General features: G+C 39.1%; 9 protein-coding genes. 2 read left to right on the plus strand and 7 right to left on the minus strand.

Annotated features, from left to right (window positions below; all coding sequences use genetic code 11):
• Window positions 1-39: 39 nt before the first annotated feature.
• A complete protein-coding gene (locus KO513_RS13305) occupies window positions 40-690 on the minus strand; it encodes a hypothetical protein (RefSeq protein ID WP_215913765.1) in 651 nt (216 codons plus the stop codon).
• A 45-nt stretch (window positions 691-735) separates the two neighbouring features.
• Window positions 736-1,638 carry a serine/threonine protein phosphatase gene (locus KO513_RS13310; RefSeq protein WP_215437673.1) on the minus strand — a complete coding sequence of 301 codons (903 nt, stop codon included), beginning with the start codon at window positions 1,636-1,638 and terminating at the stop codon, window positions 736-738.
• 116 nt (window positions 1,639-1,754) lie between these two features.
• On the opposite strand from KO513_RS13310, the gene KO513_RS13315 reads away from it, so the two are divergent.
• Window positions 1,755-4,133 carry a GAF domain-containing protein gene (locus KO513_RS13315; protein ID WP_215913766.1) on the plus strand — a complete coding sequence of 793 codons (2,379 nt, stop codon included), beginning with the start codon at window positions 1,755-1,757 and terminating at the stop codon, window positions 4,131-4,133.
• Here KO513_RS13315 and KO513_RS13320 read toward each other — a convergent pair.
• On the minus strand, window positions 4,130-5,332 hold the full coding sequence (locus KO513_RS13320; protein WP_215913767.1) for a Pycsar system effector family protein: 1,203 nt from the start codon (window positions 5,330-5,332) through the stop codon (window positions 4,130-4,132). The genes KO513_RS13315 and KO513_RS13320 overlap by 4 nt on opposite strands.
• Before the next feature lie 39 nt (window positions 5,333-5,371).
• Between KO513_RS13320 and KO513_RS13325 the strand changes: the two genes are divergently transcribed.
• Window positions 5,372-9,097, plus strand: coding sequence for a metallophosphoesterase (locus KO513_RS13325; RefSeq protein WP_215913768.1), 3,726 nt, complete (start codon window positions 5,372-5,374; stop codon window positions 9,095-9,097).
• A gap of 29 nt (window positions 9,098-9,126) precedes the next feature.
• Here KO513_RS13325 and KO513_RS13330 read toward each other — a convergent pair whose 3' ends face one another.
• The 4 genes from KO513_RS13330 to KO513_RS13345 are packed head-to-tail and all read right to left on the minus strand — an operon-like array spanning window position 9,127 to window position 15,515.
• Window positions 9,127-9,993, minus strand: a complete 867-nt coding sequence (locus KO513_RS13330; protein ID WP_252735793.1) for a hypothetical protein — start codon at window positions 9,991-9,993, stop codon at window positions 9,127-9,129.
• Window positions 9,994-10,025: 32 nt separating this feature from the next.
• Complete coding sequence (locus tag KO513_RS13335) at window positions 10,026-10,931, minus strand: GyrI-like domain-containing protein (protein WP_215913769.1); 906 nt, start codon at window positions 10,929-10,931, stop codon at window positions 10,026-10,028.
• 5 nt (window positions 10,932-10,936) lie between these two features.
• Window positions 10,937-12,289 (minus strand): vanadium-dependent haloperoxidase, encoded by a 1,353-nt coding sequence (locus tag KO513_RS13340; protein ID WP_215913770.1) that lies wholly within the window; start codon window positions 12,287-12,289, stop codon window positions 10,937-10,939.
• Window positions 12,282-15,515, minus strand: a complete 3,234-nt coding sequence (locus KO513_RS13345) for a VCBS repeat-containing protein (RefSeq protein WP_215914034.1) — start codon at window positions 15,513-15,515, stop codon at window positions 12,282-12,284. The genes KO513_RS13340 and KO513_RS13345 overlap by 8 nt, the downstream gene beginning before the upstream one ends.
• Between the last annotated feature and the right edge of the window lie 55 nt (window positions 15,516-15,570).

Raw genomic sequence — 15,570 nt, forward strand, 5'->3', positions numbered from 1 at the left:
GAAGCTTTCCGTCAAAAAAGAGTAATACATGCAAGGTACTTATTCCCCTAATTCGGTAATCTTTTTTTCGTACAGTTTTTTGCTTTCCACAACAGCCACGTTCAGTTCTTGCATAATACCATCTACACGGCCCTCTATACTTTTCATCTGGTCGTTTATGTTGTCAAAGGAATTTAGGGCGGCAGCCACTTCTAGGGCTTTTACGACCTCTACGGCATCGCCATGTAAAAGTTTTAGTTTGTCAATGGCTTTTGAAGTATTGGCTAAAGTACCGTTGTATTTGGTCTTTGCTTTTTTAATGGCTCCTAAAAGCGTTTTTTTGCTGGTCTCATCACTTAGGCTGTTGGTCTGTTTTTCCATTGCAGTAAAAAGATTAGAAGCCTTCTCTTTTAAATCTTCGTATTCTTTGTTAAGATTTTGTACGCGGCGGTCTACCTTTTCCCAATCGCCATATACCTTTGCAAATTCCTTGTCTTCGTTCTTTGTGTCTTCCAATGCACTCTTTAATGCATTGAGCGATTCTAGGCCTTTGTTCACGTTCTTATTGGCTGTTTCTTTCTTGTTCTCAAAAGCATTTACCTGAGACTTGAATTTATCTTTTAGACGAATAAGGTCTTCCGGGCTTTTGTCTTTCCAGCAAGAAGTAAGTACTAATGCAATAAGGGCAATGGATAGTGTTTTTTTAAACATGTAATTTAATATTAGTTAATGGTAGCGGTAAAGATACGTATTCTTCTAACCTTTTGCTTTCTGGTAGTCCGTCAACTTTTGTGGTCCCTCCAATAAGACCCGTACAACACGGAGTGTACCATCATCTGTGGTTGATATCTGCCATTTGATCAGTGAAATGCTGCCGTTTTCTATTTCAATGCCCGTAATGCTGCGTGGGTGAACACAACTGCCATCATTAAAAAACGGAATATCACCAGGCTCCGGAAAGCGTGGTCTATGGGTGTGCCCAACAATAGTAATCAACAAGTTATTTTTTAAAATCCACCGTTTAATACGGCGCTCTATTTTAATGAGCTCTTTGTAATTTTTGGCCGGGCTTGTGGGGTCTGCAATACCCCAAACCTGTAGCGGTTTCCAAAGAACACGAACCAAAAAACGGCTCCATCTCCAAAAAGTATAGTTCCACCAATCTGCTTGGTGACCATGGGTCAAAAAGATTTCTTGTTGGGTGTCTTTGTGCTGGAGTATAATGCCTTCGTGGTATGTAATGCCCTCAAAAAGCTCTTTGGATTCCCCATCTATGGGTTCAAAATAGCTGCTTAGATGCGTTTTGACATACTGTGGGTCTTTGTAGACCATATCATGGTTTCCCCAAATCATGTGTAGTCTACGGCCTAAATGAAATTTTCTCAATAGTCCGTATACATTCTTATGGGCCTCAAATATAGATTCAAAAAAACGGTTCTCCCAGAGCTCGTCACCATCGCCTATTTCACAATAATCAAAACCTTCCTTAAAATAGAAATTTAGTGCGTGAAAGTAAATGTTTCGGTTGTTGGCAAAGTCGTCTGCAAAACTATTGTCACCTCTGTGGCAGTCGCTAAAGAGAATAAACTTCGATTCATCGTCAAAAGGTACCATTTTGGCATTTTGGTATGCTCTGGATAACCGGGTATTGGACGACATATTGTAAATTTGCATAAATATCTAAAAAAAGCGACGAAAGGCATAAAGTTTGTTTTAACAAAACATTATTTTCTTTTGTAACTTTAAGGAGGTATTTGCGACTTATAAGAACCGTGATGAACGAAGATAGTAAAATAGATTTGCCAATTATACAGCTCATTAGCTTTGATAAGCTTTTGCGGCAGTATGATGTTATGGCCAAAAGCGATAACATTACGGCTGCGAAAATGGCACAGCGCATTATAGATGCGGCCAAACCCTACCCGGAATTACGCGCAGGGTTTAATGACGTTGCTTTGCTTGAAAAACACAAGGATGTCATTAATATAATTTTACAGGATATCTTTTCTGAAGTTCTTACCAACAACGAAATAAAGGCGGCTTCTTTGCCCTATGACAATATCATTTTTAATTCCTCTAAGCGGTTTAAGAAAATATTAAAAGATGCCGGAGGTGATGACTTTTTGCCTCAAATGCGGAATTTGCCCGAACACCAAATGTATATTGTGGCATGTACCGTAATCCTTAATTTTCATTACGGGTTCAATTTTGATTTTAAAAGACCGTTTTTTTACGATATACCGGATAAAAACGGTGTAATGCGTCACTATAGAATTCTGTACAATGCAGATTTTATGGAGATTTTGCCAACGGACAAGGCAAAGGAGCTCACTCAGAAAGATGTGGATGAGTTGTTGGACAATTTTGATAATATAGACTTGTGGAAAGAGAAAATACCACCACATAGTTTTGTTTCAAAAGGTTTTGTTATATCCAATATGTTTGATGTTACGGCGGAGCATTCTATCTCTGAAATAAAATCTAGCCTGATTGCTAATGACAAGCGAAACAGCAAGAATTTCATGGATAATTTACAGGAAACCTTTAGGTCTTTCTTCAATACGCCCAACATGAAAGCTGGTTTTGTAGAGTACAATGCCAAAGACAATCGTTTTGAGAGGGTGTATGCCAGTGGTATGGAAAGTTTCCTCTTAAGAGAAAGGGATTCAGTAGCCTGTGCCAGTACCTTGTGCCAAAAGTCCTACCACAAATTGCTGGAGGAGAATAGTTATTTTGCCATTTCGGACGTAGATAGGTATTATGAAACTGCTGACGAAATGTCTCTTTTTAAGGGATTAAAGGAACAAGGTATCAAAAGTGCTATTTTGGCACCTATTGGGCAAAATGGAAACCTTTTAGGAATTTTAGAACTTGTAGCTTATGAAGTTAATGCCCTTAACAGTGTTAATGCTAATAAGTTAGAAGATATAATGCCTTTTATCGTATCAGCAGTATTGCGTTCTAAAATTGAGGAGAGCAACCTGATCGATGCCGTGATTCAAAATGAATGTACATCGGTACACGATTCTGTATACTGGCGTTTTGAGGAAGAAGCTAAACGCTTTGTAAAAGATTCTACCGAAGGAAGAAATCCAACGTTTAGAGAAATTGTTTTTAAGGATGTATATCCTTTGTATGGGCAGGTAGATATAAAAAATTCTTCTCAAGCTAGAAATATAGCCATACAACGGGATCTTATGATTCAGTTGTCTACTATTGGTAAGGTCCTTGAAGAGGCTTGGCAGAAAACAAAGCTGCCTATTTATGAGGAGTTGATGTTTAGGGTAAATAATCATACGGACAGTATTAAGGATAGCCTCCACACCAATAGTGAACAGGCCATCTTTAATTTTGTAACCGAAGAAATAAATCCTGTTTTCTCTCATTTAAAAAAAACAGATGAGAACTTGAAGAACCTGATTCTTTTCTATGAATCGTCGGTTGATATGGGTACGGAGTCTTACTACGATCACAGACGTAACTATGATGAGAGCGTTACACAGATCAATATGAAGTTGGCTGGGTTAATGGATAAAAAGCAGAAGAATGCCCAAGCCATGTTTCCTCACTATTTTGAAAGGTATAAAACAGATGGTGTTGAGCACAACATGTATATAGGCGAAGAAATCGTAGGTGATCGCGATTTTGATATGCTTTATCTCAATAACCTTCGTTTATGGCAGTTACAGGTCATGTGCGAAATGGAGAATGCGCATTACGCCCTAAAGCCTAAACTTCCGGTGCCCTTAGACGTGGCATCGCTTATATTGGTGTACAGTACCTCGCTTTCTATACGTTTTAGAATGGATGAGAAACGTTTTGATGTAGATGGCACATATAACGCACGTTACGAGATCATCAAAAAGCGTATAGATAAATCCTATATAAAAGGAACCAATGAACGTTTGACCCAAGCGGGAAAAATGGTCATTGTCTATTCGCAGAAAAAAGATGAGCTAGAATATCTAAGATACATCACATTTCTCCGCTCCAAAGGGTATTTTACCGGAAAAGTAGAAATTGTTGAGCTAGAAGGTCTACAAGGTGTTAGCGGATTGAAAGCCATTAGGGCAGACATTCTCTACAAGACCAAGCAAAACAATGAGGAAAAGACGTATACCTATGAAGACCTTATGAACGAATTAAAGGCTTAGGTAGGTAACTCAATTATTCTTTCGGGACCGTAGAATTTCAACGCTACAAAAAATGCGATTACGGATAGGGTCATTCCTATCATAAAGATGGTATAGGTCCAACGTAATAGTTTATACTTTCTATCCAATACAACTCCCAAAAAGTAAAGATCTTTGGTTAGGGAGTCGTAAACATATTTTTGGTCTTTAATCAACTCCTGTATGGCCCATTCATAATCCTCAAGTTTCATTTTATGAAAATTTCCAAAGAACAATAAATTTACTTTCTTCTGTTGTACATCTTCTTTAGAAAACTCACCACTAGTAACATTGGGTCGCGTTGCCATAACGGACATAATCATGGAAATAACACTGAATAGCACAAAAATACCTGCCGGAATAACCAAATAATCGTTAGAGGGGTTGTCTAATTTTGGTATAAGATTGGAAAGCATTAATGAGATAATAATTGCATTTACGGATAACAAAATGTTCGCCTTTGTATCTGCAATATCACTCAACTTTAGGTGGTTACGCATAGTAACACGAAACATAGTCTGTATGCCCCTTTCCGGACTTTGGTTCTTTAGTTTTACTTTAAGTTCCTCTTTCTTTAGGGTCTTTTTTTGTTTTTTATCGCGCTTTACTAATTTTCTAAGGTTATCGTCCTTGCCTTCTTGCCAATTCTTAAGTGCGTAGTCCGTATAAAAACGATGCTCTGTCTGGAACATCTTAATATTGGCTCTACGCCATTCCTTTGGTGAATGCTCTGCAAGACCCAATAATTGTAATTCTTGACGCAGCATTTCACAGGTTTCCCCATAGCTGGATTGGGCCAAATGGGATGCATCTGCGTCCCTAATGATTTCTTCCATGAGGTTTTGCGGCTCATAGCCTCTTTTTGTGGCCATAATAAGATTGCAGACCGTTTCAATGGTTTGTGCACTACAATCTTGGCTTGCAAGAAATTCTTTAGCTATTTCGCAGCTGCTTTCTTCGTGATTTTCAACACCACGGGTGTAGCCTGTGTCATGAAGCCATGCGGCTAGTGTTATTGCGTCACTATCAACAGTGTTTAAGTTATAGAAATCAAGCAATTCTTTAGTACTTTTGACAACTCGTTGAGTATGCCTAAGATTATGATACAAATAGTTGGTATCTAAATCTTTGACTAATAGGTTGATTGCAAATTCTTCGGTTTTTGATAGTAAATCCGGCATAAAAAAATATTTATGGTTCCAAATTACAAAATATTGAGAATGAATAGTATTCTATTGGGCAAACATTTTGCTTTAATAGCATTGGTGGTATTGTTCGTGGGATGTGCGACCTCCAAGACCAAGTATGCTAATGAGGAAGGTAAAGAGGATGTTTCTACCACCAAAACAGTTGCACATACGTTTTACCTTATTGGAGACGCCGGACTATCTCCTATGAACGGTATGAACGATGCACTTAAAATTTTCAAGAGCAAGTTAGATAAGGCGAACGAAAATAGTACAGCGCTATTTTTAGGGGATAATATTTACCCTGCAGGGCTTCCGGACCCTAAAGACTCTACCGCAGCATACATTAAGGCCAAGAACGATTTGGATGCGCAATTAAAGACCCTGGATAATTTTAAGGGAGCCCCTATTTTTATACCGGGCAACCATGATTGGTATACGGAAGGTTTAGTAGGTCTGGAACGAGAACAAGATTACATTCAGGAACAGCTAGACAGTAATGATGTTTTTTTTCCTGAAGATGGTTGCCCTATAGAAACCATAGAGGTAACGGATAATATTACCGTAATTGCAATAGATACGGAGTGGTACTTGACGAATTGGGACAAGCGCCCTGATATTAATGATAAATGCGATATTAAAACGCGCGATGCATTTTGGCTGGAGCTCGAAGACGAAATTAAAGACAACAGGCAGAACACCACTATAATTGCTATGCACCATCCTATGTTTAGCTACGGTCCGCACGGAGGTCAATATTCCACAAAGGCACATTTGTATCCTAAAGGAAAAGTTGGTCCTTTGCCTATTCTAGGAAGTTTTGTAAATCTTTTAAGAAGAACTACAGGGGCATCTATAGAAGATATGAGTAACAAACGGTATACAGAGCTCAGGAAGCGGTTGTTGACCTTGGCCCAATACTCGGAAAAAGTTATTTTGGCTTCGGGACACGAACATACGTTGCAATATATTGTGGAGGAGAATACTCCTCAAATAGTGAGCGGTTCCGGAGCCAAAACGGGAACTACCCGTCTCTTGAACGGCAGCAAATTTTCTACGGGGCAAAGGGGTTATGCTACCTTGGAGGTTTATACGGACGGTTCTTCTCAAGTTAGATACTTTGGAGTAGATGGTAATAAGGACGAGGAATTTTTGTTCACTTCACAAGTCTTACCACCGGACAGAAAGTTGTTTAATGGTAAGTATGATGAGAAATTTCCGGCTATGGTAAAAGCTTCGGTTTATTCCGAGGATGAAATAGATAGAAGTGGTTTTTTCAAGTTTCTATGGGGAGACAGGTACCGTAAATACTATGCCACAAAAGTTGAAGCCCCAACGGTAAATTTGGATACTCTTATGGGAGGTCTTGTTCCCGTTCATAAAGGAGGAGGACATCAATCAAAATCATTGCGGTTAAGGGATAAGGATGGTAAGGAATTTGTAATGCGGGCCCTTCGTAAGGATGCGGAACTGTATTTGCAGGCCATGGCCTTTCAGGAACAATACGTAATGGGTGATTTTGAAAATACCTATACAGAAAATTTCCTTCTCGACTTTTATACAGGATCTCACCCTTATGGGCCTTTTACTACGGCCGATCTATCCGATGCCGTGGGACTGTACCATACAAACCCAGTACTTTATTATGTGCCAAAGCAACCCGCTCTTAAGGATTTTAATGAATCCTTTGGGAATGAGCTATATATGATAGAGGAACATGCTGGTGACGGTCATGGAAACTTAAAGAGCTTTGGGTACGCCAATGAACTAAAAAGTACGAATAGCATGCTGGAAGATTTACGGGATGATGAGAAATATGCCGTAGACTCTGAAATGTATTTAAGAGCGCGACTTTTTGATATGGTTATGGGCGATTGGGACCGTCATGTAGATCAATGGCGTTGGGCTGAATTTAAGGATAAGAAAAATGATAAGGTTCTTTATAAACCAGTGCCTAGAGACCGTGATATGGTGTATTCTAAACATGGTGATGGTTTTTTTATGAATCTGGCCACAAGGATAATTCCAGCTTTACATTTAATGGAAGGTTTTAATGAAGAAATAAGAAACGTAAAAGGTTTTAACTCTTCGCCAAAAACCTATGTTTTGGATATGGCGCTTTTGACCGAAACAACCCCAAAGCAATGGCAAGAGCAAGCTAAGTTCATTCGGGAAAATCTTACCGAAGAAGTCATTGATAAAGCGTTTACCCACTTTCCTAAGGAGGTGAGGGATGAAACAGTAGTAGAAATTAAAAGAATCTTATTGGCGCGATCCGCTAAAATTGAAGAAACTGCGCAGACCTATTATGGCGTTCTTAACAAATATGCGGTAGTGGTAGGAACCGATAAGGATGATTGGTTTGAGGTGAACGTCTTGAATGATAAAGAAACAGAGGTAAAGGTCTATAGGAATATAAAAGGTGAAAAGGACAAGTTGTTTTTCTCCAAGGTTTTCAATAAAAATAGCACCAAAGAAGTTTGGGTTTATGGGCTGGATGATGATGATATATTTGAGGTAAACGGAGATGAAAGAAGTGCTATTAAGATACGTCTGGTGGGTGGCCAGAACAATGATATTTATAGGGTAGGCCAAGGCGGTAACATAGCTGTTTACGATTATAAAACAAAGAAGAACACCATAGAGGAATTGAGCGGCGCCAAATTAAAACTTACGGATGATTATAACACCAATAACTACCTGCCACTGCAAATTCGGAATTCTGTAAATCAAATTATACCTACTATTGGTTATAACCCTGATGATGGCGTTAAAATAGGAATTAGTGATACCTATACGTACAACGGTTTCAGGCAGAACCCTTTTACCCAACAACATAAGGTAGATGCTTCCTTTTACTTTGCGACCAGTGGTTTTGAACTAGGGTACAGTGGTGAGTTTGCCCATGTTTTTGAAAATTGGAATTTACACTTGGGAGCTCGTTTTACCAGTCCGAACTTTGCTATCAATTTTTTCGATTTTGGTAATAGTACCGAGAATTTTGATGACGATTTGGGAATGGATTATAACCGAGTGCGTTTACAGACACTTAAATTTGCTCCGGCCTTGGTATGGCGAGGTCAATATGGGGCTAAGTTTAAAACTGGTGTATCTTACGAATCCATAGAGGTAGAAGAGAGTGATGATAGATTTATCAACACCTACTATCAGGCTAACGGTGAGGAGACCGGTAATAAATTTGTAGGTGTTGATGCGGAGTATTCGTATGCCAATACGGATAATGCCGCTTTTCCAACTATGGGAATGTCTACATCGCTTACAGCAGGATATAAAAGAAGTACCGATAACGGAAATGCTTTTGGTTATGTTATTCCCAGTCTTGCTTTTGATTATAAGTTAATACCTAGTGGTAGATTGGTTTTAGCTACAAAATGGAAGGCACATTTTAATATAGGCGACGATTATCAATTTTATCAAGCCGCCAGTATTGGGGGTATTGATGGATTAAGGGGATTTAGAAACCAACGGTTTACCGGTAAAAAATCGTACTATCAAAATACGGATATCAGATATAGTCTTAGGAAAATAAAGACACAACTTCTACCATTGGCCATGGGGTTTTATGGTGGCTTTGATTATGGAAGGGTGTGGTTGCCCATGGAAAATTCCAAAGAATGGCATACCTCATATGGAGGCGGATTTTTTCTTAATGGAGCTGATATTGTCACGGCGCGCATGGCACTTTTCAATAGTGATGATGGCTTGCGCTTCTCCTTTGGTGTAGGTTTTGGTTTCTAGCGTAAAAATGAATAGCAAGGGGCAGGCGTTTATTTAAGCGTATACTTATATAGATTTCCGCCCTCTTTTTTTGTCTCTTCATCAGAAAGTAAAAGGGTAGTATTATCTACAAAACTCACAGATTCTAGTTGGGTACGTATCATGAGGTCCGTTTCTTTTAAGGTGCTTTCGGGTAAATTTTCCAAATCAAATTCAGATAAGGTCCATAGCTTTCCTGCTCCCAAGAGAACTACAGTTTTTCCATCGGGAGAAATATCGGCAGAAGTAACTTTACAAGTATCCCAATCATCACATGTTTTTAACCTGCCCAAGTATTCGGCATCATAATCTCCTTTGGTATCGGGAACTCTATATATTAGTGATTCTCCGCTAAACGGATTAGCCCTGTTTTTTGTAAAAATGTAGAGGTAGTTGTTATAGTGAAAGAAAGCTTCAGCATCATAATAACGCTCTTTTTTTTTAGGAGGAAAACGTTTTTGCTCGGGGTATTTAAAGGCTATTTGCTCAGCGGTAATATGGTCGCCGGTTTCATATTCGGGGTTGGGGAGTTTGTAGATTACCAAATCTTTACGATCACTAGCGTTATTGCCAAAGTCACCTATGTATAAGTTGCCTTTTTTGTCTTCCGTAAGGTCTTCCCAATCATGGTTTTTAGCATTTTTTACCTTAAACTCCTTTAGGATTTCTCCTTTGAAATCCACTTTGGTAATGACATCATCATTGCCGCTGTCCTCAATGAACCATGCTGTATCATTTGTGTACGTAGCTATTCCGGAATTTTCTTTTAGACTACTTGGTAACTTTGTTACATAAGCTAACTGACCATGATTGGAACAGCTGTAAAAAAGAAAAAGAGCCATGACTTGGAGTGAAAAGTGTTTTGCCATTACTTTCATTGCAACGTGTTTTTAGGAAGCAAAGGTACACTCTATTCCTCTTTTTGGTCTTGTATAGGCATGAAAATTTCAGCTTTCCACTCTAGCTCGTTTCCGCCCATATTAGGGTTGGTATGAAATACTTCAAACGGTTTTTCGTTAATTTTCAATCCTTTTTTTTCAGCGTAATGCATTAACGCATACCATGCTCGGTCAGAAGTCAGGTAATTGCCATTATAAATGGCTTTCAGGGCTTTTCTTTCCTGGATTTTTTTGTAAACAAAATCATGGTCTTGGGGAAGGCTATCCGTTTTAATTATGGGAAAGCAAAAATTGTAGGTAATGCTATCATTTTTAGTATTCCAGTCTTGAACCTCTATCAAAGGTCTTCCGTCCGGTTTAATACTATTCTTTGCTACAAAGTTGCTTAGGCGCGAGTAGTTCTCCATCATGCCTTTGACCTTTCCTAATTGGGTGCCTTTTAGGGGAACGCAGATACAATATTTTTCAGGAATAACCTCTTCACCAACTATAGTGGTCTTAAAGTTTGAAAGGTGGCTTTTTAAAAGTGTATAAACATCTTTAACAGTACGTTTTGAGCGCTTTTCAAAATCGGTAGTTGTAAAAGGTAGAAGTATTCTGTTTTTTAGGCTATGCTCGTTATCCGATATGGCAACTTTTACACGGGAAATAGAGTCGTTCATTGGAGTAATTTTCCAATTAAGAGTAAAAGTAGTGTCGTTTACAATAAGTGTAGTTGTAAAATCAGAAAGACTTTTTTGTTCTTGAAAGTGGGCGTTGTTTTGTTGATCTGCCCAAAACTTTGCAATCTGATTTACTGTACCCGGTAAGGCCTTGGTTTGAAAACGAACTATGTAGTCTTGAGGCATGATAAAAAGATACCAAATTGCCCCTACTATTAATAGAGCGGACACGACTACAGTTATTTTTTTGAACATGAGGCTCAGTTTTGGGCCATTGCGTTGCTATTTTTCATTTTGAGTTTTTCAACTACGAACTTGCCCAAGTCCCTACCTTGTTTAACACCCACTTCAACCGCAGCTCGGTAATGAATACCTCCGTACATTCTACTGATTGCAGCTTCATTGGCGGCTTGCTCAAAGGATGTAAAACTGCGGATTGGAAGTCCATAAGGCACTTCGGTATCATCATCAAAAGCAAAATTTTCGCCAAAAACATCCGTTAGGGCTACTGAAGCCGCTCCGGAAACAACGCTGTGGCCACTTGTATACTCGGGAAATGGTGGGGTCTGTAGTACCGGTTTCCAACTGTCATCTATATGTTGGTTTATCAGGGTTTCAGGGCGAATAAGGTTACTTCTGTACTTTTCGTCCCAACAGCTTATAAACGCATCTGCCATGGCTACTGAGGCCTTGGTATACGCGTATAAGGCTTGATGGAAGTCACTGTTGGTTTTGCGCGCTGCAATTTTTGCTATACCCATCCAGTGTGCTCCCGGAGTTATTTTCTTGGTTGCGAACATAAGGTGACCCCGTGTAACCGAAACATAAGGGTTGCAATCCCAAAATTGAGCAATTTGAATTTCTTCGGAAGCGTCACCTTCTTCTGTAATTTTATTACTTATATCATATACTTCTTTAAGCTCTTTATAAAAATGGGAATCTTCCTCAAGGGAAAATGCCGGTGGAGGAATTGGTTTGAATTGTGCTGCTGAGTCTATTGCAAATGGTCTTATTTTATTCCAGTGGGGTTCAATACCGTCCATGTAAGCAGGAGGAGTAGGCTGCCATCTTGTTTCATCGTCTGCATCTACCGTAAATTTGGGCATGGTTCGCGTTTGTGCATAATTGTCTTTGCTCATCCATTGGGCTATATGGTCTGCTACCTGTAGGCCATACTCTTTGGAACTATTGAACAGAACTGGGTTCTTGCCTTGCCATATCGTATAAAGACTATCGCGTAAAGCTTCCATCCGGTCTTCTGAAAATATCAGCCTTTTGCTTAGTTCCATATGTGCCACCATTGCGGAAAGGTCATAGTTGATGGCTTTGGTAGTATCTGGTTCAGGAATAGATGTGAGTCCGTTTAGTTGTCCTGTCAGCGGTCTGTAATCGTCATTTGCCATAGCCATAATCTCATAGGCGGCAACGTTAGGATAGGCAAAAATTCTACTGGCTACAGGAGGCGAGAATATATCATGAATCATAATCTCCGTTACCTGGTCTATTGAAGCGTTAAGGTCTTCTGGGGTAATAGTAATAGATTCTTCTTTTTGCGGGGCTTTACACGAAATCGCAAAAACGAGCGAAAGCAGTACGATAAAAATCTTATTCATTTGTCTTTTGTTTTCTTTTCAGCCTATAGATTTGGGGGCTGTCATTATTTATGGTAACCAAGAGGTATTTTTCTGCTCCTAGATTAAGGATATTCAAATCTCTTACGGATTTTTGACTAAGGTCTAACCCGATTTTAGCGCTTAAAATTACATTATTTTCACCTTTAATCAAGGCGCCAGCAAAAGAATCGAATCTACCGTGATACGGTTTAACACCAAAATAGTTTCCTGCTGCTAAAACTTCTTCTTTTCCATCGCCGTCAAAATCATAGGACAACATAGACATTATAGGTGACACCTGTAATTCATTTTGAAAAGGAACAAAATTGAATTTACCGCTCTCGTTTTTTAAATAGCCTGACTGGAGTTCATGAACTAAGAGTGTTTTGGTTTTTTCTAAAGTTTCTTTATCAAAAATATCCTCGATCGTGGAGCCTGCGAAAGAGGTGTAGGTGTTGAATTTTTTCTTTAAAAAAACTAGCTGGGATGAAAGTCCGTCTAAGCCTTCTAGAGGGTAGTATTTACCGTCCTTTTCAATAGTAGTTATGGTTTCGGTTTGTTTGTTCTTGTCAAAATCTCCATAGTACATTTTCATAGGGTGTTCTGCCGAAGCTTTAAATTTGCTGTTGCTTCCCCAATTACCAATAAGATAGTCTAAGTCTCCGTCATTATCAATATCAAAGGGAACAATACTTTGCCAAAGTCCGTTCAGATTTTTTTGAACATTGTCAATTTTATTCAGTTGGCCGTCAATATTCTTGAAAAAAGTAGGCGACATCCATTCTCCAATAACGATGAGGTCTTTTGTGCCATCTGAATCAAAATCGCTCCAAATGGCATCGGTAACCATACCTAAATTGGAAAGCGCTTCTTCATTTTTATTAGAGAAAATACCGTTGTCGTTTGTTAGTAAAACTGATTGTGGTGTCTTTCCAAAGTCGTTTGAAATGGCTTGGCTTCCAACGAACAAATCAAGGTCTCCATCGCTATCAAAATCATAGGGGGCTAGAATGGAGGTGTTCTGAAAATTCTCGGGTAACGGAGCGGGAATAAAAGCCGAGTCATTCTGAGTATAGTAAGAATCAAGCAAAGGTTCCATTTTATTATAAAAATCCGCGCCACCTGTACCAATAATCAAATCATTCTTTGCGTCCGAATTAAAATCTGCAATTACCGCAGAGACATCTTCCTTAATAGAATCTTTAGCTATTTGTGCTACATGAAACGGTGCAAATGCCGTATCGTTTTGAATATAGATTTGCGAAGGAATGTATTTTGAACCTCCAAAGAAAATATCGTTCTTCCCATCACCATTTAAATCGCCGATTGCAGTTGCGGGACCACGGTCCGAAACCTGATAGGGAATCAATTTTTGACGATTGAAATCCGTGTAATTGTCCTCGATATGGTTAAAAGTAACACCTAAGTTGTTCTCCTCCTTTTCAAAAATTATTTTTTCATTGGGTAGCAAATTGGCAAAATTGAATTTGATTGTGTTTTCTGGTTCCACTACAATGGTCTGATTGGTAGCAACATCCTTTAGTGTTTGGTAAGTACCATTGGGCCAGACTACTTGAATAGAGTCTACTTTTTCTGTTGTTCCGTATCCAAAATGAATCATGGGTTCGGACGAAGCCTGAAACCCTCTAACAGTATAGAGTTCCTTATACTGCAACTTGCCTTGGGTATATGAGAAAACCTTGGTTCCTAGGCCAAAAGTATTTTTTCCTATGTTTTTAAATTTTAATTTTAGGTAATTTGATCTACTGTCCGTGTTGTTGATATACAGAGCAGCCGTTCCGTTTAGGTTATTGGTCACCAAATCCAAATCCCCATCATTGTCCAAATCCCCCATGGCTGTAGCTCCAGAAACCAAGGTATCTTTAAATATCCATTGTCCTGATTCATCTTTGAAGGTTAAGTTATCCGAACCTTTAAATACAAAATTGTGGATCTTTCCGCTCGGCATTTTGTCCAAAGCTTGTTGGTCCATAAGCTTGGTGTTGTTCATTTTGTTTTGAATCTGCTCGCTACTTACAAAATTGATAAAATCAAGATCGTTAGGTCTTTTTGGAATACCGTTGGATATAAATAAGTCTTGCTTACCATCTTGATCATAATCTCCAAACAAAGCGCTCCAGCTCCAATCCGTAGCAGCTACACCGCTCATGAGTGCCGTTTCTAAAAAAGTACTGTTTTGCTGATTAACATTCAGCATGTTTCGGGTGAACTGGTACCCATACCCATAACGTTCTGTACGTAACTTTTGAGTCTGTACATTATCATCTCCTTCTGATGATTTTAAGACGTTTTCATCTTGGGGGAGCATGTCTAGGGAAATTAAATCGGGCCAACCGTCATGATTAATGTCGGCCACATCATTTCCCATAGAAAACCGAGAGGTATGCCCGAAAAACTGTTTTGAACTCTCCGTGAAGGTCCCGTCTCCATTGTTTAAGTAATAGTAATCGTCCTCATGAAAATCATTTCCTACATAGATATCCGGGTAACCATCTTGGTTGAAATCAGAAACTGCCAATCCTAATCCGTAGCCATTTACCCCACCATAAATCCCGGCGGTCTCACTTACATCGGTAAATTTGTCTCCATCATTACGTAGCAGTTTGTCTCCTGTTTGATAGTTTCGTTTCAGTCTTAAATCGGCTTTGCCAAAAGATTCTTGTGTGTGTACGGCATGGTTTAAAAGGTATATATCCAAATCGCCATCCAAATCAAAATCAAGAAAAGCGGCATTGGAACTATAGGAGTCAAAATCAAGGCCGTATTTGGCGGCACTTTCGGTAAAGGTGCCATCACCATTGTTTAGGAAGAGCTCATTATATCCATTAAATCCGTTAATGCCCACCACGGCACATACGTAAATGTCTAAAAGGCCATCACCGTTTACATCGCCCATTACGGAGCCGGTATTCCAAGTACTATTACCTTCAATACCTGCCGTTTTGCTGATGTCCTCAAATTGTAGATTTCCTTTATTGCGATAGAGTTTGTTTTTAACCTGGTTCCCTGAGAAGAAAATATCAGGAAGACCGTCATTGTTAATGTCGCCAATGGCTACACCACCTCCGTTGTAAAAATATAGGTAGTCCAATATATTTAGATTGTCTGTTTCTGTAAGGGTGTTTTTGAATATTATGCCTGTTTCCGTAGCGGGAGGATTGCTGAATAAAAAGTCTTGTTTCTTGCCGCAAGCAGTAAAGGCCATGAGGGCAATGCAAAGAACAATATGAGTATGTTTAAAATGCACGGATAGTAGGTTT

It is taken from the genome of Zobellia sp. B3R18, assembly GCF_018860715.1.
In the GTDB taxonomy this organism is placed as follows: Bacteria; Bacteroidota; Bacteroidia; order Flavobacteriales; family Flavobacteriaceae; genus Zobellia; species Zobellia russellii.

Coding starts and splice junctions, on each gene's coding strand:
- KO513_RS13320 (WP_215913767.1), bottom strand. CDS start 5,332: ATGCCGGATTTACTATCAAAAACCGAAGAATTTGCAATCAACCTATTA.
- KO513_RS13305 (WP_215913765.1), bottom strand. CDS start 690: ATGTTTAAAAAAACACTATCCATTGCCCTTATTGCATTAGTACTTACT.
- KO513_RS13335 (WP_215913769.1), bottom strand. CDS start 10,931: ATGTTCAAAAAAATAACTGTAGTCGTGTCCGCTCTATTAATAGTAGGG.
- KO513_RS13330 (WP_252735793.1), bottom strand. CDS start 9,993: ATGAAAGTAATGGCAAAACACTTTTCACTCCAAGTCATGGCTCTTTTT.
- KO513_RS13340 (WP_215913770.1), bottom strand. CDS start 12,289: ATGAATAAGATTTTTATCGTACTGCTTTCGCTCGTTTTTGCGATTTCG.
- KO513_RS13345 (WP_215914034.1), bottom strand. CDS start 15,515: ATGGCCTTTACTGCTTGCGGCAAGAAACAAGACTTTTTATTCAGCAAT.
- KO513_RS13315 (WP_215913766.1), top strand. CDS start 1,755: ATGAACGAAGATAGTAAAATAGATTTGCCAATTATACAGCTCATTAGC.
- KO513_RS13310 (WP_215437673.1), bottom strand. CDS start 1,638: ATGTCGTCCAATACCCGGTTATCCAGAGCATACCAAAATGCCAAAATG.
- KO513_RS13325 (WP_215913768.1), top strand. CDS start 5,372: ATGAATAGTATTCTATTGGGCAAACATTTTGCTTTAATAGCATTGGTG.